At 44.0% G+C, this 21,426-nt stretch carries 17 protein-coding genes; 6 read left to right on the top strand and 11 right to left on the bottom strand.

Features of this window, described 5'->3' with window-relative positions:
- Positions 1–58: 58 nt before the first annotated feature.
- From IEV39_RS00415 to nfuA, 8 genes are all read right to left on the bottom strand, one after another.
- Positions 59–1,387, bottom strand: coding sequence for an APC family permease (locus IEV39_RS00415; RefSeq protein WP_005231807.1), 1,329 nt, complete (start codon positions 1,385–1,387; stop codon positions 59–61).
- Positions 1,388–1,500: 113 nt separating this feature from the next.
- Positions 1,501–2,916 carry an aldehyde dehydrogenase family protein gene (locus IEV39_RS00410; RefSeq protein WP_005288263.1) on the bottom strand — a complete coding sequence of 472 codons (1,416 nt, stop codon included), beginning with the start codon at positions 2,914–2,916 and terminating at the stop codon, positions 1,501–1,503.
- A gap of 203 nt (positions 2,917–3,119) precedes the next feature.
- Positions 3,120–4,520, bottom strand: a complete 1,401-nt coding sequence (locus IEV39_RS00405; RefSeq protein WP_005288265.1) for an aminotransferase — start codon at positions 4,518–4,520, stop codon at positions 3,120–3,122.
- 78 nt (positions 4,521–4,598) lie between these two features.
- Positions 4,599–5,858, bottom strand: coding sequence for a Zn-dependent hydrolase (locus tag IEV39_RS00400; protein ID WP_005288268.1), 1,260 nt, complete (start codon positions 5,856–5,858; stop codon positions 4,599–4,601).
- A 370-nt stretch (positions 5,859–6,228) separates the two neighbouring features.
- Complete coding sequence (locus IEV39_RS00395; RefSeq protein ID WP_005288273.1) at positions 6,229–6,990, bottom strand: TorF family putative porin; 762 nt, start codon at positions 6,988–6,990, stop codon at positions 6,229–6,231.
- 395 nt (positions 6,991–7,385) lie between these two features.
- Positions 7,386–9,089, bottom strand: a complete 1,704-nt coding sequence (locus tag IEV39_RS00390) for an amidohydrolase (protein ID WP_005288279.1) — start codon at positions 9,087–9,089, stop codon at positions 7,386–7,388.
- Between the two features lie 159 nt (positions 9,090–9,248).
- Positions 9,249–10,970 carry an amidohydrolase gene (locus IEV39_RS00385; RefSeq protein ID WP_005288282.1) on the bottom strand — a complete coding sequence of 574 codons (1,722 nt, stop codon included), beginning with the start codon at positions 10,968–10,970 and terminating at the stop codon, positions 9,249–9,251.
- Between the two features lie 303 nt (positions 10,971–11,273).
- Complete coding sequence (nfuA, locus tag IEV39_RS00380) at positions 11,274–11,912, bottom strand: Fe-S biogenesis protein NfuA (RefSeq protein WP_005288285.1); 639 nt, start codon at positions 11,910–11,912, stop codon at positions 11,274–11,276.
- Between the two features lie 153 nt (positions 11,913–12,065).
- Here nfuA and IEV39_RS00375 point away from each other — a divergent pair, with 153 nt between their 5' ends.
- The 5 genes from IEV39_RS00375 to IEV39_RS00360 all read left to right on the top strand — a co-directional run bounded on the left by IEV39_RS00375 (position 12,066) and on the right by IEV39_RS00360 (position 17,064).
- Positions 12,066–12,683, top strand: coding sequence for a rhomboid family intramembrane serine protease (locus IEV39_RS00375; RefSeq protein ID WP_005288288.1), 618 nt, complete (start codon positions 12,066–12,068; stop codon positions 12,681–12,683).
- A 133-nt stretch (positions 12,684–12,816) separates the two neighbouring features.
- Complete coding sequence (locus IEV39_RS00370) at positions 12,817–14,502, top strand: arylsulfatase (RefSeq protein ID WP_005288293.1); 1,686 nt, start codon at positions 12,817–12,819, stop codon at positions 14,500–14,502.
- Entirely contained in the window at positions 14,499–15,497 is a 999-nt protein-coding gene (locus IEV39_RS00365) for an SUMF1/EgtB/PvdO family nonheme iron enzyme (RefSeq protein WP_005288297.1), read from the top strand. Before IEV39_RS00370 ends, IEV39_RS00365 begins: the two co-directional genes overlap by 4 nt.
- Before the next feature lie 134 nt (positions 15,498–15,631).
- Positions 15,632–15,754: a hypothetical protein gene (locus tag IEV39_RS18655; RefSeq protein ID WP_371873701.1), complete on the top strand. Its 123-nt coding sequence runs from the start codon at positions 15,632–15,634 to the stop codon at positions 15,752–15,754.
- A gap of 182 nt (positions 15,755–15,936) precedes the next feature.
- Entirely contained in the window at positions 15,937–17,064 is a 1,128-nt protein-coding gene (locus IEV39_RS00360) for a helix-turn-helix transcriptional regulator (RefSeq protein WP_005288300.1), read from the top strand.
- An 18-nt stretch (positions 17,065–17,082) separates the two neighbouring features.
- Here IEV39_RS00360 and epmA read toward each other — a convergent pair whose 3' ends face one another.
- A complete protein-coding gene (gene epmA, locus IEV39_RS00355) occupies positions 17,083–18,057 on the bottom strand; it encodes an EF-P lysine aminoacylase EpmA (protein ID WP_167510623.1) in 975 nt (324 codons plus the stop codon).
- A gap of 5 nt (positions 18,058–18,062) precedes the next feature.
- Complete coding sequence (locus IEV39_RS00350; protein ID WP_005288308.1) at positions 18,063–19,127, bottom strand: 4-phosphoerythronate dehydrogenase; 1,065 nt, start codon at positions 19,125–19,127, stop codon at positions 18,063–18,065.
- Between the two features lie 191 nt (positions 19,128–19,318).
- Here IEV39_RS00350 and IEV39_RS00345 point away from each other — a divergent pair, with 191 nt between their 5' ends.
- A complete protein-coding gene (locus tag IEV39_RS00345) occupies positions 19,319–19,693 on the top strand; it encodes a diacylglycerol kinase (protein WP_005231823.1) in 375 nt (124 codons plus the stop codon).
- A gap of 75 nt (positions 19,694–19,768) precedes the next feature.
- On the opposite strand, the gene groL is transcribed toward IEV39_RS00345, so the two are convergent.
- On the bottom strand, positions 19,769–21,403 hold the full coding sequence (gene groL, locus IEV39_RS00340; protein WP_004878354.1) for a chaperonin GroEL: 1,635 nt from the start codon (positions 21,401–21,403) through the stop codon (positions 19,769–19,771).
- Between the last annotated feature and the right edge of the window lie 23 nt (positions 21,404–21,426).

The following is a 21,426-nucleotide window of genomic DNA, read 5'->3' as shown; positions in this document are numbered from 1 at the left end:
TATGTTCATATCTTTTGAAGTCAAATCTACATTGATCAAATCAATTGTTTAAAACGGTTTAAGTGGTGGCCCCAAACGAGAGCGGCTGTTTGCGGATACGCTTATAAAGCAGCAGTAAAACCCCAGCCAATAGCCACACGCCTCCAAATTCCAGTGCCGATTTTTCCAGATGTACCCATAAACCTAATAGGCACAGTACCGAAACCAGTGGTAGCAGCAAATTGAAGAAAATGTTTTTCAAGCCCGTACGCTCTTTACGAAGCACAAAGAATTTCATGAATACAGAGAAGTTCACCATGGTAAATGCAATCAAGGCACCAAAACTGACCAGACTCACCACCGTTGCCAGATCAACGGTAATGGCTAACAGGGAAATCAGACCCACGAATAAAATCGAATATAACGGCGTACCTAATCTATGATTGACATAACCGAATATTTTTTGGTTAAACACACCATCACGTCCCATGATGTAAAGTAAACGTGAAGCGCTGGCATGAGAGGCCAAACCGGAGGCAAATGCATTCATGATCTGTACGGTAAGCAAGGCTGACTGGAAAAATACGCCTCCAACAAACAGTGCAATTTCAGGTAAGGCTTCATCTGGATTTTTAAACTGTTCCAGTGTCGGAAAGGACAACTGAACGAACCACGAAACCGTAATAAAAATCAGGCCACCTAATAAGGTTGTCAGCATAATCGCCCGGGGAATGGTCTTAGTCGGATTGCGACTTTCATGGGCTAAGGTCGAGACCGCATCAAAGCCCAAATAAGAGAAACAGACCAATGACACACCTGTCAGCAAGGTCAGATATTCGGGATTACCATTGAATAACGGCTTGATTGTCGCCAGGCTTTGATAACCCTGCGAATGCCCCATGCCTGTGACCACCAGAAAAATAAACACCAGCATCATTGAAATCGTAGCTGCAATAAAGATAAAGCTAAAATTGGCCAGAATATTGATACGAAAGCTGTTGATTAGCGTGATAATCCCGACCATGATCACCACCCAGGTGGTATAGGAAATGTCGGGCATCAATGCATTAAGATAAAATGAGGCGAGTAAAACATTGACCAACGGAATCAGTAGATAGTCAATCAACGAGCACCAGCCCACAAAAAAACCCGCTGTCTTGCCGCATGTTTCAGTGGTATAGGTATAAGCCGATCCTGATTTTGGTGTCAGTTTACTAAAGCGTGCATAGCTAAATGCAGTTAATAGCATCGCAAATAAAGCCAGAATATAAGCCAGAGGAACCCGTCCTTCGGTAACTCTTGAAATAATACCAAAAGTATCAAATACAGTGGCTGGAGCCATATAAGCCACACCAATGACAACTACTTGCCACAATGACAGCCCTTTTCGGTTGTTTTCGCTTTCCATGCATGTTTCTCCTGCATCAATGCAAACACTTTCGCAGTGCTTTTTTTATTCATTTTGGATAGTGATACTGAACAGAGAAGTCCCTTTCCCGATTCAATAAATAGTTGAAATAATTAAAGCGTAATCACGTTTTCTTCGAGATAACTTTGCATTCCCGATTCACCCAGTTCACGCCCAATTCCACTTTTCTTGAACCCGCCCCATAAAGAGCCAGGCTGAATCATTTGATGACAATTGATCCAGATATGACCAGAGCGAAGTCGCTTGGCAATTTTTTTACCGTGCTGCAAAGATCCGGTGATAATGGTGGCAGCCAGACCAAAGTCAGAATCATTGGCTAGCCGGATCGCTTCTTCTTCAGTTTCAAAGCTTCGACAGCACATCACCGGGCCAAAGATTTCCTCTGTCCACAAGCGGCTTTCAGTCGGTACATTTACAAAAACATGAGGCTGAATGAAAAAGCCCTTTTCCGGAATGGCAATCTGTTCAGGATCAATTAAGGATTGAAGCTTTTCCTGTTGTGCGATAGTTAAATATTCATGAACTTTCTGATATTGCTTTTGCGTCGTCATCGGTCCCATACTCAACGGGCCGCTTAGGTCAGAACCTAAAGTCATCGACTTCACCGCGGTTTTAAGCTTCTGGTAAAAGCGCTCTGCCAGTGATTGGTGTACCAGTAAACGTGAGGTTGCAGAGCACATTTGACCGCTGTTATAAAACATGCCGCCAAGTGCTTTATCGACGGCTTCATCCAGATCGGCATCTTCAAGAATCAGGATCGGCGATTTGCCACCCAGCTCTAACGTGACACGCTTGACCGATTGCGCTGCTGCCTGCATCACGTGAATACCCACTTCGGTACTGCCGGTGAAAGAGACTTTATTGACCTCTGGATGGGTCACCAGATGCTGGGCTGCCACGGCATCTCCCAAAATCAGGTTAAAGACCCCCTGCGGAAACTGGATCTGATCCAGTAATCGGGTAAATTCATACTCTGGCAATGGCACCAGTTCGGATGGTTTAAAGATCAGTGTGCAACCTGCGGCAAGGGCGGGTGCGATTTTCCAGGCGCTGGTGATTAACGGGAAATTCCACGGCGTAATCAAAGCAACCACACCTACCGGATTTTGCTGATGGGTCAGTTCAATGCCATCTTCACATTGGGTCACCTGACTAAACGCAAATTCTTTGACGAGATTGGCATAGTAGCGATAGCACTTAATGCTATTCTCGACGTCGACTTGGGCTTGCTCCGAAGATTTACCATTATTACGATGAGAAAGTTCAATCAGGGTATTCTTTGCTGCATCTATGGCATCGGCAATTTTGTTTAACCAGTTTGCCCGTTGTTCAGGACTGGTCGAACTCCAGCTTTCCAGCGCCTGCTGCGCAGCCGCCACGGCAGCATCTACATCTTGTGGGGAAGCGGTCGTAAAACGGGTTAATTCTTCTTCACTGGCTGGATTCACCACCGTAATCTGGGAGCTTCCTGACGTATTTTCCCATTTTCCATTGATATAATTCTTCATCTGCTTGCTCTCATACGAGTTCTAAAGCGGATTCATCGTGACTGCCCACAGGATTTCAGCCTGCTTCAAGTCAACCCAGTCGCTTTATTCCTCATTCATTCCATCGACATCATCTGTTGTTGTCCCGCTATTTCTATCGATCAGCGAGACTCAACTCACCCCGCAGGGCAAGTTGACTGCTTGAAAGATCAAAGAGATTCGGCTTACAAATGACCTTCAGCCTTTAATTCCTGAATGGTATTCTGAATCGCATGACGTAAGGTTTTCACGGCAAAGTCAATTTGATCACGTGTCAGGATTAAAGGTGGAGACAATACATTCATGTGTCCCACAGGACGTACAATCAGACCGAGTTTCTGGCAATGATTGGCAATACGTTTACCTACCCCAACAGAACGGTCAAACAGTTCTTTGGTTTGTTTGTTACGCAGGTTCTCGATACACATCATGAATTTCTTGCCGCGTACTTCACCGACAATTTCCAGATCTGCCAACGTCTTTAATTGCTCTTCAAAGTAAACACCCATGTCCTGGACATGTTCACAAATCTTTTCCTTTTCCAGAATTTCAATATTCTTGAGTGCAGCCACACAACTGACCGGATGACCTGAATAGGTAAAGCCATGAGTAAGCAAACCACCTTCATGATGCGGTTTACTGATGGCATCATAAATCTCATCCGAAATGATGGTTGCACCTAAAGGCAGGTAACCCGAAGACAACCCTTTTGCACAGGTAATAATGTCAGGCACAATGCCAAACACGTCTTCTGAAGCAAACATATGACCTAGGCGACCAAATGCGGTAACCACTTCATCAGATACATACAGCACATTGTATTTTTTACAGACGGCCAAGGTTTTGGCATGGTAACCTTCTGGCGGAACAATCACCCCGCCCGCACCCATGATTGGCTCGGCAAAGAAAGCTGCGACATTGTCCGGGCCAAGTTTCAGAATGGTATCTTCCAGTTCCTGAACCTTTTCATTACAGAAATCTTCCATCGACTGCGATGCTGGCTTGCGGTATGGATTTGGACATGACACATGGTGAACCAGCTCATTGTGAATTTCGAAACCGACATGATCGGCTTCAATACCCGTCAAGGTCATACTGATATAGGTACTGCCGTGATAAGCGTCTTTACGGGCAATCAGTTTCTTTTTCGATGGTTTGCCAATCTGATAGAAATAGTGGTGAATTAAACGTACTGCAGTATCGTTCGCTACTGAACCACCACAGCCATAAAACACATGATTCAGATTACCCGGTGCCAACTCAGCCAGTTTAGCCGCCAACTTGGCTGCTGGTGCTGTAGTTTGATGACCAAATGGTGAATAATAAGGTAGTTCCATGATCTGTTCAGCAACGGCATCGGCAATTTCTTTGCGTCCATAACCGACATTGACACACCACAGGCCGCCAATACCATCTAGATATTTATTGCCCTGCGCATCATAGACATAGACATTTTCACCTTTCGACATGATTAAAGAGCCTTCGTCTTTAAAGGTCGAAAAATCTGTCCATGGGTGAATCACATGATCCTTATCTTTTTGCCAGATATCCTGAATATCGACATTTACAGGTAATTTAGAGTTCATCTTCTATCCATCCATTTTTTATTGCAATGCTCCATTCCAGCAGCATGCATGTCTTACACATTGTTAATTTATTGATCATTAAACTGTTACTGTATTCTTCTGCATCATTTGTGCGGTTGACTGTGCGTCATAATTTAAGATCGCATTCAGCAACACATCGGCACCTTGAGCCGCATCTTGCATATAAATATCTTCTGCCTCGTTATGGCTTAAACCATCAATACACGGAATAAAGATCATCGTGGTCGGACAATGTTTCGCGATATTGATGGCATCATGTCCTGCACCACTCACAATCGGCTGATTGCTGTAGCCCAGACTGTTTACCGCTGCCTGAACCGTTGCCACACAAGTCTTATCAAAATAAGTCGCCGGACTCAGCCAATGTTGAGACACCTGAACGTCCAGATCTCTTTCTGTCGCCAGACGAGACAAGATCGCTCTGGTTTCCACTTCCATGACGTTGAGTGCAGCATCATCTGGATGACGTAAATCAATGGTCCACTGAATCTGGCCCGGGATGGTATTGCGCGATGAATTCGCCACCTGCATTTCACCAAAGGTCACCAAACCTTGCGGGAATTTCTCAAGAATGCATTTTTCAACAGCCACAATCATTTCTGCGGTACCGACCATGGTGTCTTTACGCATATTCATCGGGGTTGTGCCTGCATGTGCTGCTTTGCCTTGGGTTTCAACATCGAGCCACAGAATGGCTTGACCACCGGTGACCACGCCAATCGAGATCTGGTTTGTTTCCAATACAGGCCCTTGCTCAATATGGGCTTCGTAATACGCCTGGAATGGACGCGCCAGTGGATAATCGCCGAGTTGCCCAGTACGGACCAGTTCGGAATAAACAGAAATACCGTTTTTATCGGTAGTGTCATAGACTTGCTGTTTAGGTAATACCCCAGCGAAAGCGGCGGAGCCCATCATTGCCGGAGTGAAACGTGCGCCTTCTTCATTCATCCACACCACCAGTTCAAGTGGATGAGCCGTCACAATATTCTGTTCTTCTAGGCGCTGTAACACTTCCATACCCGCCAGCACACCATAAATGCCATCAAAGCGTCCGCCCTTGGGCTGGGTATCCAGATGGCTGCCCATAACGATAGGCAATGCGGTATGGTCTTGACCAGAACGGCGTAAAATCAGGTTACCGACTTCATCATAATGAATAGAAAGATTAATCTGCTTGGCCCACTCAAGCAGTAAAGCCCGACCTGCAATATCTTCATCCGTAAGCGCTAACCGTGTATTACCACCCTTGCTGGTGGCACCAATTTTTGCCATGTCCATGAGCATCTGCCATAAACGCTCTGCATTCACTTTCATTGTTTTAACATCCCTTTTATCGATATATCACTATCGCTTTATTCACTCTACTTTGATTAATTCTTCCATTAAAAACGAGTGCCAATTCTTTCAAAAAAACAGGTACCAATTTAAACATCAATAAATAAATAAAATTCCTTTTGTTTTTCAAACAAATAAGCAAAAGATTAAACTAACCCTATTTTTATAAAAATCAATTTATTTTTTATTACTTTTTAATTATTTCTAACTACATTCAACACCGAACACAAAACAGCCAAAAAGTTTTATATATAAAACTTTTTGGCTGCTGTTTGATCTAAGAAAATTTTAAATAGGACTATTTCAACCATCAAAGCATGATTTAAAAATACAAATGCTCACATTTAAACTAAAACAGTTTGGTTAAACTAAATACCACTGTTTTATCTACACTGGGTAAATCTTTATTAACATTTGCATTGGCATAATATAAATCAAAAATAAAATCTTGATAATTAAAATCCAGCCCTAGCTTATAATCATAGAAATGACTTTTCTCATCCGTTCCCCAAAGTACGGCATAGGCATCTTTATTTGCAAACTGGTTATATGCTACTTGCGTATATATATTCCACTGCTCCGCGACTGGATAACGATATCCGACCTCATAACGCAGCATTTTACCGGTCTCTAGCGTATAATCAGGTGAATAGTAAAAAGCCAGATTCAACTCATCCTGAGCATGGAAGAGATTTGATTTCAACACGCCAATTGAGTATTCCTCAAAATCTACACGGGGCAGGGTTTTATCTTCTCCAGGATAGTTTACATCCAGATATTGCAGATTCAGTTTAAGATCATTATTTATTTGATAATTATAGCCAATATAATAATCCAGCTCTAAACTACTGCCAATATCCAGCTGTATATTTGATGCAAAAAGTTGCGTATACAATCCTGAATCATGATCTAGACTTAATGTTCCTTGAACAGCCGGTTTGCCTTTGGTTTGCGTAGTTCCACGCCAATAATACTCTGTTAAAAAAGCCATTGAACCACTGACTGAAAAACGTTGCTGCTGATTTTCAGTAGGACTATCGGCGGGTTTTGCATATACTGGCGCTAATAGTGCAGATGTTAAGATAGCTAGAATCCATTTCTTGTTGATCATCTATTTATTCCATGAATATATGATTATTTTTGAATTCTGATTATCTTTCACACACCCTATAAATCGAGAACCAATTTCACAAAAAACAGAAGAGCCATTTATTTTATAAAAACTAGGTTTAATTCATATCCGCATAAAAACAAAGCAAGCTTATCGCTTGCTTTGTTTTTAAAATTTATTAACATTTTTACATCAGTCATATTTTTAACTGTATTGAATAGACAATAAAAGTCCCCTCTCCTTTTTAAAGGATGAGCGTAGTTACGCGTAAAAGGGAGAGGATTTAGATCAAGCATTTCCCCTCATCCTAACCTTCTCCCAAGGAAGAAGGAACTTTTAACACCAATGTTGAGCATTTTTTGAATTTTGAAAGCGCTCTGTTCTTTATTGTTTATTCACTTCCCTTTATATACCTGTTTGCCTGCAAACCAGGTCTCAGCAACTTTCCAGTCTTTGATATCTTTATTCAATGGCGTTTTTAAAGCATCTTGCAAGACCACAAAATCAGCCCACTTTCCGACACTGATACTGCCAATCTGATCCCCCCAGCCTGCAATATTGGCAGGTGCTTGAGTATAGGCATATAAGGCTTCATCCAGACTTAAAGCGTTATCGCTATAGCGGGTTTTGCCCTGATACTCACGGAAAACCACATCACTCAGCTGTAACATTGGATTTTCGGATGCAGTCGGCCAATCACTCCCGAGTACCATGGTAGCACCGCTACTGAGCAGCGACTGCCAGGCATAGCTATACGGCATCCGCGCCTTACCCAAACGCGATTCCTGATAATTACCTGTAATGGCATGATCTGGCTGCATTGAAGCCACCACGCCTAACTGGGCAAAACGCGGAATTGCATCTTTAGAGATCACTTCAATATGCTCAATTCGATTGGCAAACTGACGATGTTTCGGACTATTCTCAATCGCATTCAGGGCCATATCGACACTTTTGTCACCAATGGCATGTATCGCCACCGGGAAACCTGCTTCATTCGCATTTTTCACTGAATTATTCAGCTCTACCTGTGAGGTAATCGGCGCGATATTAAAATGATGACGATCTGCATACGGTTCATTCAATGCAGCGGTGTAATTCATCAAGGTACCATCAACAAAATATTTCATATAGGCAAAGCGGAACTGCGGTCCAGTTTTCCACTGCTGTTCTTTTTGCATGAACTGCTGATTGAGTTGATCACGTTGCTTTGCATAAGCCTGAAAATGGGCTGGTGTGACCTGATCCTCTCCTGCCATCAAGCCAAAACGTATCCGCATCGGCAATTGCTGTTTCGACTCCAGTAAAGCAGGATAAACCGTAGCCAACTCAGTCCACATATCATGTACGGAGGTAATCCCCAAACTGTTAAAATGCGCTATGATTTTTTCAATGACTGGAAGTGCCGCCTTGCCCGAAAGTAATGCACTGCTGTACTTTGGATTGCCCAAAATCAGTTGCATGCCCGCAGTTTCCTTAAAAATACCTGTCGGCTCTCCTGTTTTCGGGTCTTTGACAATCTCGCCCCCTTCGGGTGCTTGGGTATTTTTATCAATTCCCAGCAATTGCATCGCCTTGCTATTTACCCAGACCGAATGATAGTCAATGTCCTGTAACACCACAGGGCGATCGGGCACAATCGCATCCAGTTCCTGACGGGTCGGCATATGACCATCTTTGAGGCTGCTGACATCCCAGCGACCACCCACCAGCCAGGCGCCTTTCGGTAACTGTTTATCCTTTTCGGCGATCAATCTAAACCATTCCTGACGATCGCTGATTCCAAAAAGGTCCACCCCTTCCCAAAGCTCTAGCCCACCCAATAAATGGGTATGCGCATCGGTCAAACCAGGCAGCACCGTCTTGCCTTTTACATCAATAATTTGTGTCTGCTTGGTCGCCATCTGCTGAATAAAGCGGTTGTCGCCTACAGCCAGAAACTTTCCATCTTTCACAGCAAAAGCTTGTGCTTTTGACTTGGCCGGATTGGATGTCCGAACATCGGCGTTCAGTACAATGACATCAACCTGAGGCGTTTGTGCATAGCTGTTTAAGCTTATGACGCCGATACTGCTCGCTAACCATAATTTCTTATTCATAAGTCCCTTATTTCCCTATCCAGTGTTATTTTTCCATTTTTATTCTCGTTGCTTTTTCTACAAAACCTAGAACCAATTCAACTGAAAATGCAGGAACCATTTTTATTGAGATACCACCGATTCAAGTCAAACGAAAGCAGCTACCTGTTCGAATGCCTTTTATCGTGGCCGCGGTTTTGCAGCATAGACCTGTCGGCCTGCAAACCAGGTTTCCGCGACCCGCCAGTCCTTCAGGTTCTTAGGCAGTGGTGGCTGTAAGGTACCTTGTAAAATGACAAAATCGGCCCATTTACCCACACTGATACTGCCCGTTTCATTTCCCCAGCCTGCAACATTGGCAGGCGCTTGCGTATAAGCATATAAGGCTTCATCCAGACTCAGGGCGTTTTCGCTATAACGGGGTTTTCCGTTATATTCACGAAATATGGCATCACTGAGTTGTAACATCGGGTTTTCTACGGCGGTCGGCCAGTCACTCCCCAGGACCAGCGTAGCCCCACTGCTTAATAGCGACTGCCATGCATAGCTATAGGGCATACGTGCTTCGCCCAAACGTGATTCTTGGTAATTACCTGAGATGGCATGATCAGGCTGCATCGAAGCCACCACACCTAACTGGGCAAAACGCGGCATGGCTGCTTCACTCATGACTTCAATATGTTCGATTCGATTGGCAAATTGACGATGGCGGGGACTGCTTTCAATCGCATTTAAGGCCATATCGACACTTTTATCTCCAATTGCATGCATCGCAACAGGAAAACCCACCGCATTCGCCTTGCTGACCAGATCATTTAATTTGGCCTGTGAGCTTATTGGCTCACTATTAAAATCATGCCGGTCTGCATAATCTGCATTCAATGCAGCGGTATAACTAAATAATGTGCCATCCACAAAATATTTAAGATAACCATAGCGGAATTGCGGTCCCTGTAACCATTGCTGTTCTTTTTGTTGAAATTGCCGGTTCAGTTCATCGCGTTGTCTTGCATACTCAGCAAATTGTGCTGTTGTGGTTTTTTCTGCCGATGTATCTGCCATATAGCCAAACCAGACCCGCATGGGTAATGGTTGCTTTTGTTGTAGCATTGCAGGATAAACCGACCAATCACTTCTCCACATATCATGGACTGAGGTCACGCCCAACTGGTTAAAATGCGCAACCAGTTTTTTCAAAACAGGCAGTGCTTCTGTTCCAGCAATCACCGCTTTGAGATAGACCGGATTTTTACGCACCAGTTGTGTTGCGGCGGTTTCTTTAAATATCCCGGTCAACTCGCCGGTATGTGGGTCCTTAACAATTTCGCCTCCCTCTGGTGCGACGGTGTGACGGTCAATTCCCAGAAGTTGCATGGCTTTGCTATTCAGCCATGCGGTATGATAATCAATATCCAGCAATACTACGGGGCGATCTGGCACAATCGCATCCAGTTCCTGTCGTGTCGGCAAGCTTTGCTCTGGCAACAAACTGATATCCCAGCGGCCTCCGGTCATCCACTGTCCTTTGGGTAGCTGCTTATCACGTTCTGCAATTTGCCTGAACCATTCAGCACGATCATTCAAACCGTATAGATCAATGCCTTGCGCAATTTCCATCCCGCTACCAAAATGTGTATGTGCATCTGTTAAACCCGGGATGACGGTACGACCCTGAGCATCAATGACGCGCGTGTGCTCGGTTGCCATATGCCGGATAAAACTGTTATTGCCTACCGCCAAAAACTTTCCTTCTTTGACCGCAAATGCCTGTGCTTTTGGCTTTGCCGGATTAGAAGTTCGCACATCAGCATTGAACACAATCACATCAACTTGCGGCGTTTTTGCATAGCTTGCCAAACTCATGACACCAATACTGAGGCCCAACACGAATGCCTTATTCATAAATCCCTTCCACCCTTATCCTGAATTATTCTGCTGTTTTTTTTATTTTGTCTATTTTGCTCTTAAAACCTAGAACCAATCTGCCTGCATAAACAGGAACCATTTTAAGTCCCGTAGTACGTCGACTAAAGTTTTCATCCTCTGTTTTTATTGATCAGGAGTGATGAACACACCTGCATCCAGGCAACCTCATGGGGTTGCTAAATGCAAAATTAATCTTCATTTAAAAGTATCAAAATCAGCATGTTAAAAATAAAAAAAGCCCTCGAAAGGACTTTTTAAAATACAATAGATTTCTCGCGATTATTTAAAATACGCGCCTTCTGCCTGTGTATGGTCTGTTTGATCCACAACGCGCTGTAACTCTGGTACATGCTGTCTTAAGGTGGTTTCTACACCTTGTTTTAAAGTGACATCAATCGCAGAACAACCCTGACAACCACCACCGAATTTCAATACAGCGGTTAAGCCGTGCTCCGGACTATCCTGTACTTCAACCAGGCTACAGTTACCGCCATGGCCTGCTAAGCCTGGATTGATTTCAGATTGCAACACATAGGTGATACGTTCTTCAATTGAGGCATCTGGACCAACGCGTGGCACTTTAGAGTTCGGTGCACGGAACGTCAATTGACCACCAAAACGGTCTTTGTTGTAGTCAATCACTGCATCCACTAAATATGGAATTGATGGTGCATCAACATAGGCAGGAAAATCTGGATAGTCCTGCTTATAGTCTGTTGGTGCCACTTCTTCAGGGGTACTATAAGCCATACAACATTCAGCACGTGGAGTACCTGGATTTTCTACAAAAACACGAACGCCAATCCCTGGAGTATTCTGCTTTGCTAATAAATCACTTAAATACTCTTGTGCAGAGGGAGTAATCAAAAGGTTTGGAATTTCTTCTGCGACAGCAGTGTTGGTGTTCTCAGTCGACATAACAATAATCCTCAAGCTGATGTCGTTATATTAACCGAAGATGGAGGGTAATTAAAAAAAATCAACCATTTTTGTAGGAATTCTATGCAAGATCATTGTTTATTAAGTTTTTAATGGCATTATTGCTTAGACTCTGATCAATTTAAACTATTTATGTTACATCTACCCTTTGGTCACACTGTGACCCTGATCATTATTACTGTTGCAATTTCCTTGTTGGCTTTCTCCAATCAGGCAGTGATGAATCGTCTGATTTTCTGGCCGCCTGCCATGCAACGTGGGCAGTATGACCGTTTTATCACGCATGGTTTTATTCATGTCGACGGTACGCATCTCCTGTTCAATATGATCACGCTGTTTTTCTTTGGCAATATCATTGAAAGTTTTTACCGTCAGTTTTTTTATGACATGGGCTTTGTCTTATTTTATTTGGGTGGACTGATTGTTGCCATTTTGCCGAGTTATTTAAAACATCGCCATGATGCCCACTGGGCCAGCCTAGGAGCCTCTGGTGCAGTATCAGCGGTGCTATTCGCTTATATTCTGTTTCAGCCTTGGAACCTGATCTTCGTGTTCTTTATTCCAGTGCCTGCGATTATTTTTGCGATTTTATATGTGGCTTATAGCATCTGGTCCGGCAAACGGGGCAATAGCAATATCAACCACAGTGCGCATCTTTGGGGAGCCGCCTATGGTGTTGTAGTCACCATTATTCTGGAACCTCGCGTCATTCCACATTTCCTGAACCAGTTGACCAAATTGCCTTTTTAAATAGATTTAATATTCGCCCCAGAGATGGGGCTTTTCTTTTTTTAAGATTAATAATCAAATTTTAATTATTTTTATCATAAAAATCATCTCTCTAAACTCGACTGCATTATTTTAACGGATTAAGTCGATTCTCATGCCTCGTAACAGCCTGCTCACCACCTTGTCGATTGCCCTGTTTAGCCTTTCGATTTCAGCATGCAGTAATGATGATTCCAAAGAATCCAGTACTGTGGTCGAAACCCAGAAACAACCTAACATTTTATTCATCATGGCTGATGACTTAGGCTATTCAGACTTAGGCGCTTTTGGTGGAGAAATTCATACCCCCAATATTGATGAACTCACCCGAGCAGGTCGTATTTTAACCGACTATCACACTGCCCCAACCTGCTCGCCAACCCGTTCGCAATTGATTTCAGGGACTGACCACCATCTGGCGGGTATTGGCGCGATGGCCGAACTCACGCCTACGCATCTAGAAGGCCAACCCGGATATGAAGGCTATCTGAATGAACGTTCACTTTCGATAGCTGAAGTCCTCAAAGACAATGGCTATCGCACTTATATCAGTGGTAAATGGCATCTGGGCTTAACCCCTGCAACCAATGCCCATGCCAAAGGTTTTGACCATTCCTTTACCTTGCTGCAAGGACTGGATTTGCATTTTAAACAGGCACCGACTGCCTATAAACGCAACGCCACTTATACCGAAGATGGTAAACAAGTGCCGATTTCATCTTTACCTGATGATTTCTTCTCGACCAACTATTTCACAGACAAATTGATCAGTTATCTAGAGTCAGGTAAAAACTCAGGCAAGCCCTTCTTTGCCTATGCGGCTTACACTGCACCGCATTGGCCTTTACAAGCCCCTGCTGAATATCGTGACCGTTATCGTGGTGTTTATGACGTCGGCTATGACGTGATTCGCGATGCACGTATTGCCCGCCAGAAACAGCTCGGCCTGATTCCAGCCAACTTTATTGCCGCAGAACCGGTTGCCACGCAAAATGCCCCACAAAAATACGGCAAATGGAACGAGCTTTCGGCTGAACAAAAAGCACTGGAAGCCCGTAGAATGGAAATCTACGCAGGCATGGTGGAAAATCTGGATGCCAATATTGGTCGAGTGATTCAATATCTCAAACGCAATAATTTATATGACAATACACTGATTTTCTTTGTTTCAGATAATGGTGCCGAAGGGTTTATCCGTGGCAACTATGGTCCCGAATCAGGCTTTGATAACAGCGTCAGCAATGTGGGTACATCCAGTTCTTATCATTATGTCGGGCCACGCTGGGCAGAAGTGAGTGCTGCGCCATTTCATTTGTGGAAAGATACGGCAGGTGAAGGTGCGACCACTGCCCCTGCCATTGTAAAACTCCCTTATCAAACCCAGGCTCAGGCGACTCATCATGGATTTGCCTCGGTGCTGGATGTTTTCCCGACGGTTTTAGATTATGCCAATATTGCTGTGCCACAGGGCCAATATAAAGGTCGTCAGGTGAATACCCCAAGCGGCTATTCATGGAAACCGCTACTTGAAAACAAGGCTCAGGCGATTCGCCCAGTCAACTTTAGCTTTGCCGATGAATTACATGGAAACAAATATGCTCGTCAAGGCGACTGGAAAGTTGTTTTACAAGATAACCCAGCCACACTTGGTACAGGCAATTGGGAACTCTATAACCTGAAAAATGATCGGGGTGAAACCCAAAACCTTGCCCAAAGTAATCCAGCGAAGCTACAAGAACTGGTCGATGTATATAACAAATACACCCAGCAAAATGGCGTTAAGGAATACAACCCTCAATGAAACTGAGTAGCATTCTAGTTTCCATCTGTAGCCTGTCCCTTGTGGCAGGTTGCAGCAAAGTTGAGTCGAAGGTAAAGCCATCGCAACAACACCCAACAGCTCAACCTTTATCGTTGGGCTCTGTAAGCCAATGCCAGAATTATTCTGGCTTACCCGATGCCTGGCAAAAACATAAAACAGCGGGCATGGTCTGGATTCCTAAAGGCTCCTTTCCACTGGGTTCTAATCAGGCCTATCCCGATGAACTCAATTTTGGCGCGAGAGAGCGTCAAGTCGAGGGCTTCTGGATCGATCAGACCGAAGTCACAGTTGCCCAGTTTTCCAGTTTTGTCAAAGCGACGGGCTACGTTACCGATGCAGAAAAGCAAAAGCAGGCGGCGGTATTCTCTCCTGATCTGAATCGACCGAATCAATGGTGGCAACTCAAAGCTGACTATACCTGGAAAAGCCCGAATGGCCCTCAGAGTCAAGCCCCTCTGCCCTCCGAACCCGTGCGCTATGTCACCAAGAATGATGCAGAGCATTATGCAGTTTGGTTAGGACACGATTTGCCCACCGAGCTGGAATGGGAATATGCCGCCAAAGCCGGTTCAAAAACAGATACCCCTTTACACCAAGCCCCACAAGATGCCCATCAACATCCGCAAGCCAATTATTGGCAAGGTGATTTTCCACGTAACAATACCGTTGAAGATCATTTTGAAGGGGTTGCCCCTGTCGGCTGTTACCCGGCCAATGCCTTTAAACTGTTTGACATGATTGGCAATGTCTGGGAATGGACGTCTTCGGTCTATCACGGTGCACATGATCAACACATGGGTAATTATACCGACTTGCGTCAACATAATAACGCGACCACTCAATATGTGCTGAAAGGTGGCTCATTCTTGTGTGCCTCTAATTTCTGTGCACGTTATCGCAATAGCAGTCGTTATCCTCAGGAGTTTGATCTGGCGGCAACCCATGTCGGGTTTAGAACCGTGTTACGACCTTAACTGTGAGATCAATCTTAAAGTTTTAGTCCCGTTCTGGTAAAAAGTAACTGATCGTTTTAAAGTGATCCTTAAAGCAATAAAAATACGGGACGGAACCATGAAAAAATATCACGCTACCTTGATCTGCTGTTGATATCAGCCTATCCGCTTGTGCAGTGCATACACCGCATGGCAGTGTTGTGATCGATCAGGAAGGATATCGCGATGGCCATGACGACTTTTGCCCACCAGGACAGGCCAAAAAAGGCCGTTGCTAAATGTCATCTTGCCTAAAGCCATGAGGGTTGAGGCAATTGATTTGTTTTCCATCGTCCCTGCATGGCTCATTTCATCTGTCATTGTATAAAAAAATTACATTTTTTCTGATTGATCATTTTATTTGGATAAAACCCATATAAACTATATGGAAATAGATCTTGCTCTTTGCTGGACACATTCAATGAATCAAACCCAATCCCATGCTGTACTGGACATTCTGAACAAGGTTCAACATGCTGATGACTGGTTGATTTTCCTTGAACAGCTAAACCAGCATTTTGACCTTCAGGCCACACAACTTCTGGCAGTCGATCTTGAAGTGCAGGCCCTGTCATTTAGTGTACATCATGGGGTTGATCTTGATCCCCAGCAACTTGAGCGAGCGGCGCTGCAACAACTTCGTTTAGCTTTTGATGATGACCCACAACTAAAAAAATTATTGGCAGCACCGCTCACAGGCTGGATGCATTGCACACAACACTTTAGCGAACAGGACATTGTTCAGACCCAGGTCTACCAACAGATTTTACAACCGCTCAATTTACGTTTTTGCTCAGCACTTCAGGTCATTTATGATCATAAAATCTGTGTGATTCTGGCCTTGCTCACCAGCCCCGATCGTGGTGCATTAAGTTGCTCTGAACTCCAGCCGATTTATGAGATATTGCCGCAGATCCAGCAAAAGCTTCAGCACTATCGCCATCATTTTGAATATTCCACCATGACCCTACTTGGATCACAATTGATCCGGAAAATGAATCAACCCATTGCGATTATTAATCTCAACGGCGATATTCTGGAGATGAATGCCGAGGCAGAAAAATTTCTCGAACATAATACGCACATCCGGATTGAACAGCGCCGCTTCTACTTCGAACCACATAAACAGCAAATATTTGAACAGCACCTGCTTGAATTAGAACGCCTGCATCACACCAGTTCTCAGGTCGGTTATGCTGAACGGAGTCAGGTGATGCACCTCGATCATCAGCTGTTTTTAACACTGGATCTGCTCTGCCCCGAAAAAACCCATAAGATTTTTGGTTTACGCCCCGTATTACTGGCAACATTTTCAGGGCTGCAACATCTGCCTAAATATCAAAAAGACCGATGTACTCAGCTGTTTATGTTCACACCGGTCGAACATAAAATATGCGAGCAACTGTTGAAAGGCAAAACCACTAAAGAAATTGCCCTTTTATATGAAATTCAGGCCGATACCGTGAAAAAGCACCTGCAAGCTATTTTCAAAAAGACCAGAACACATCGACAAAGTGAATTGATACAGTTGTTGATGCAATTAGTCTAGGCCATAAAATACGCAGCGTTACGCAATCTCGGCAGGGAAAGCAATCACCTGATCAATCTTGACCTGATTCATCACCACCATCAATAAACGGTCAATCCCTAACGCGATCCCGGAACATTCAGGCATATGCGGTAAAGCTGCCAGCAAATACTGATCGGTTGGAATCACAGGCAAACCTTGTTGTGCTCGCTCTGCATTATCGGCTTCAAAACGGGAGGCCAATACCTCGGCATCCAGCAATTCATCATAGGCATTCGCCAGTTCCAGCCCTTCAATATAAACCTCAAAACGTGCTGCAACCAGTTCACCCTCTTCATCCTGTTTCACTTTGGCCAGTGACGCCATTTCAGGTGGAAAATCGGTTAAAAAGACAGGCGCATCAAAACCCAGACTTGGCTCGACAAAGTGCGAAAACAACAGATCCATATACCCCAGACGATCATCCCCCAAGTCAAGATTCAGACCGACACGATTGGCGGTATCCTTGAGTTGTTTTAAGGTTGCCTGCAATGGATTAATCTCAAGACGATCCTGAAAGGCATGCTTATAACTCAGCACCACTGGACGAATTTCACCAAAACGATGTGCCAAACAGGTTGCTAACAGATCCGCCGTTTCATGCATCAGTGCCTTTAAATCCAGCCCTGGACGATACCATTCCAGCATGGTAAATTCACTGTTATGCTTACGCCCATGCTCATCATCACGAAATACTTTACAAATTTGATAAATTGGTCCACTTCCACTGGCCAATAAGCGTTTCATTGGAAACTCGGGTGAAGTCTGTAAATATTGGGTATTTAATTTGCCATGAATATGACGCTGTACCTGCACTGAAGCCAAATGCACATCGGTCACACCCGCCTGGGACAGCACTGGGGTTTCCACTTCGAGAACATGACGCTCAGCAAAAAACTGGCGGATTTTCTGATACATCGCTGCACGTGCTTTTAAAGCCTCAATGGAGCACGTTGGCTGATAGTTGTTCATCATCTGGCTCATGCTTTTGGCCCACCATGTGCAGCCCATTCACGGCGCAAAGGATAATTTTTTCGGAGTAAATCAAATGCGGTTTGCTCGACCTTGCCGTCCTGAACACAAGCACGGAGTTGCTGATCATCCGCAGCAATATCATAAATTTGCGTGAGATGCTGTTTAAGTGCCGCTTTTAAATCCTGTTCAAAGTATTGAGACACCTGTGGCAACTGGCTTTCAAAACGCTTTGTTAGCTCATAAGCAAAGGTCTGGCAAAACGCCTCATAGATCATCTGCGTGCCTCTGGCCTTACCTTCCAGGCTATAACCCGCAATATGCGGTGTCGCTAATGCCAGTAGATCCAATAATTGTTCTGAAATTTCTGGCTCGAACTCAAACACATCCAGGACCACTTTACGCCGCGTCGCGATAATATCTGCCATTAATGCAGCCTGTTCAATTATAGGTCCACGCGCACTATTGATTAAAATAGCAGATGGTTTCATTGCAGCAAATGCAGTCGCATCAAATAAATGCTGGGTTGGATAATCGCCAGACACCGTTAAAGGTACATGAATTGAAATGGCATCGGCACGATTTAACAATGCCTCAAAAGAAGCATTTTCAATCCCGGCAAGTTGCACATAAGGATCGTAACCGATGACATTCCAGCCCAATAGTTGCGCCATCACCGCCAGACGGCTGCCCACATTACCCAGACCCACAATCGCTAAAGTAAAGTCTTGGTCTTTCTCTAATAAATCAGCATTTAAATGCAATAAGGCTGTAATCACATATTCCGCCACCGCTTGTGCATTACAACCAGGCGCATTGCTCCAGACAATATTTTGTTGTTCTAAAGCCTGAATATCTAAATGATCGGTTCCAATGGTGGCACTGCCGACAAACTTGATCTTGGTCTGATCAATTAAGGCATGGTTCACTTTGGTCACCGAACGAACCAACAGTGCATCTGCATCCTGTACATCCTGATGCATCAAGCTACGCCCTGCCCGATGCTGTATTTCTGCAAATTCCGCAAAGAAATAATCGGTAAATGCCAAATTTTCATCTGCGATAATTTTCATGCAGCAGCTTTCCTCAATAGATTAATGCTTATTATCCTTAGCCTGATTCGAATTGACAATTCCTAAATACCACATGGTCTGTTTTGATGGCAAAAAAAGGCGCTGATTGGTACACGCATGCGACATCTTGCCAATTTACTGCAACATATTTGGATTTATACTAAAGCTTTCTTCTGTCTCTCCATATCGCAATGACACCCTACTCTCCTTATAAAGGCAAAAATGGCCTCAAACGGATTTTCAATGCTACGGGCTATTCACTGGCCGGCTTTAAAGCAGCATTTAGTCATGAAGCTGCATTTAGACAAGTGATCTTGCTCAATGTCATCTTGATTCCGCTGAGCTTTTTTGTGCATGTCTCGGCTTTGGAACAGGCTTTGATGGTCGCTGTCTGCCTGTTGGCGATTATTGTAGAGTTATTCAACTCCGCCATTGAAGCCGTTGTTGACCGCATTTCGCTGGAAAAACATGAGTTGTCTAAAAATGCCAAAGATATGGGCAGCGCTGCGCAATTTGTTTCTTTAGCCATTATCTTTTTTACTTGGACAATTATTTTATTTAAATAAACATTCAATATTTGGCATATAAAAAAATCCCTGCATAGGCAGGGATTTTTTTTTGATCTAGACGTCGATGCGCAATTACATCATTCCACCCATACCACCCATACCACCCATATCTGGAGCAGCTGGTTTGTCTTCTGGGATGTCAGTAATCATGCATTCAGTCGTCAACATTAAACCGGCAACAGAAGCTGCGTGTTCAAGTGCAGAACGCGTTACTTTAGCAGGGTCAAGGATACCCATTTCTAACATATCGCCATATTCACCAGTTGCAGCGTTATAACCGAAGTTACCTTCACCCGCTTTAACTGCATTGATCACAACTGAAGGCTCATCACCTGCATTTGAAACGATTTGACGAAGTGGCGCTTCAATCGCACGACGTAAAATGTTGATACCCGCAGTTTGGTCTTCGTTAGCGCCTTTTAAGCCATCTAACACATTTACTGCGCGTACTAGTGCAACACCACCACCCGCAACAACACCTTCTTCAACTGCTGCACGAGTTGCGTGAAGCGCATCGTCTACACGGTCTTTCTTCTCTTTCATTTCAACTTCAGTTGCTGCACCAATTTTGATGACTGCAACACCGCCTGCTAATTTAGCAACGCGTTCTTGAAGTTTTTCTTTGTCATATTCAGAAGTAGATTCTTCGATTTGCGCACGGATCTGTTGAACACGTTCAGCGATTTGCTCAGCATTACCTGCACCATCAACGATCACAGTGTTTTCTTTAGATACTGTGATTTTGTGCGCAGTACCTAAATCTTGAAGAGAAGCTTGCTCTAAAGACATACCCACTTCTTCAGAAATAACAGTCGCGCCAGTCAAGATCGCGATGTCTTGAAGCATTGCTTTACGGCGGTCACCAAAACCTGGTGCTTTCACCGCACATACTTTGATAATACCGCGCATGTTGTTCACAACAAGAGTCGCAAGCGCTTCGCCTTCAACATCTTCAGCGATGATAAGTAGTGGTTTACCTGTTTTAGCAACAGCTTCCAATACCGTAATCAATTCACGGATGTTGCTGATTTTTTTGTCAACAAGCAGGATGAACGGATTTTCAAGTTCAGCAGTAAGCGTATCTTGCTTGTTCGCGAAGTATGGAGAGATATAACCACGGTCGAACTGCATACCTTCTACAACGTCTAAAGCGTCTTCGAAGCCAGAACCTTCTTCTACAGTGATGACACCTTCTTTACCCACTTTTTCCATCGCTTGAGCGATCAGTTTACCTACAGTGGTATCAGAGTTCGCAGAGATTGAACCTACTTGTTCAATTGCTTTGAAATCATCAGCAGGTTTTGCGTTGGTACGGATATTTTCAACCACAGTTTTTACTGCGATGTCGATACCACGTTTTAAATCCATTGGGTTCATACCAGCAGTTACTGATTTGATCCCTTCATTTAAAATTGCTTGAGCAAGTACAGTTGCAGTTGTTGTACCGTCACCCGCGATGTCATTGGTTTTAGAAGAAACTTCACGAACAAGTTGAGCACCCATGTTTTCAAACTTGTCTTTTAAAGAAATTTCTTTCGCAACAGTCACACCGTCTTTAGTGATGTGTGGCGCACCGAAAGAACGGTCGATAACAACGTTACGGCCTTTAGGGCCTAAAGTTACTTTTACTGCATCTGCAAGTACGTTAACGCCTGCAATCATTTTTGAGCGAGCTGAATCACCAAATTTTACGTCTTTAGCTGACATGTTAAACTCCGAATCTTTTTAAT

Source organism: Acinetobacter courvalinii (assembly GCF_014635545.1).
GTDB classification, from domain to species: Bacteria; Pseudomonadota; Gammaproteobacteria; order Pseudomonadales; family Moraxellaceae; genus Acinetobacter; species Acinetobacter courvalinii.
The sequence above is the reverse complement of the archived record's forward strand: the minus strand, read 5'-3'. Positions and strand labels throughout refer to the sequence as shown.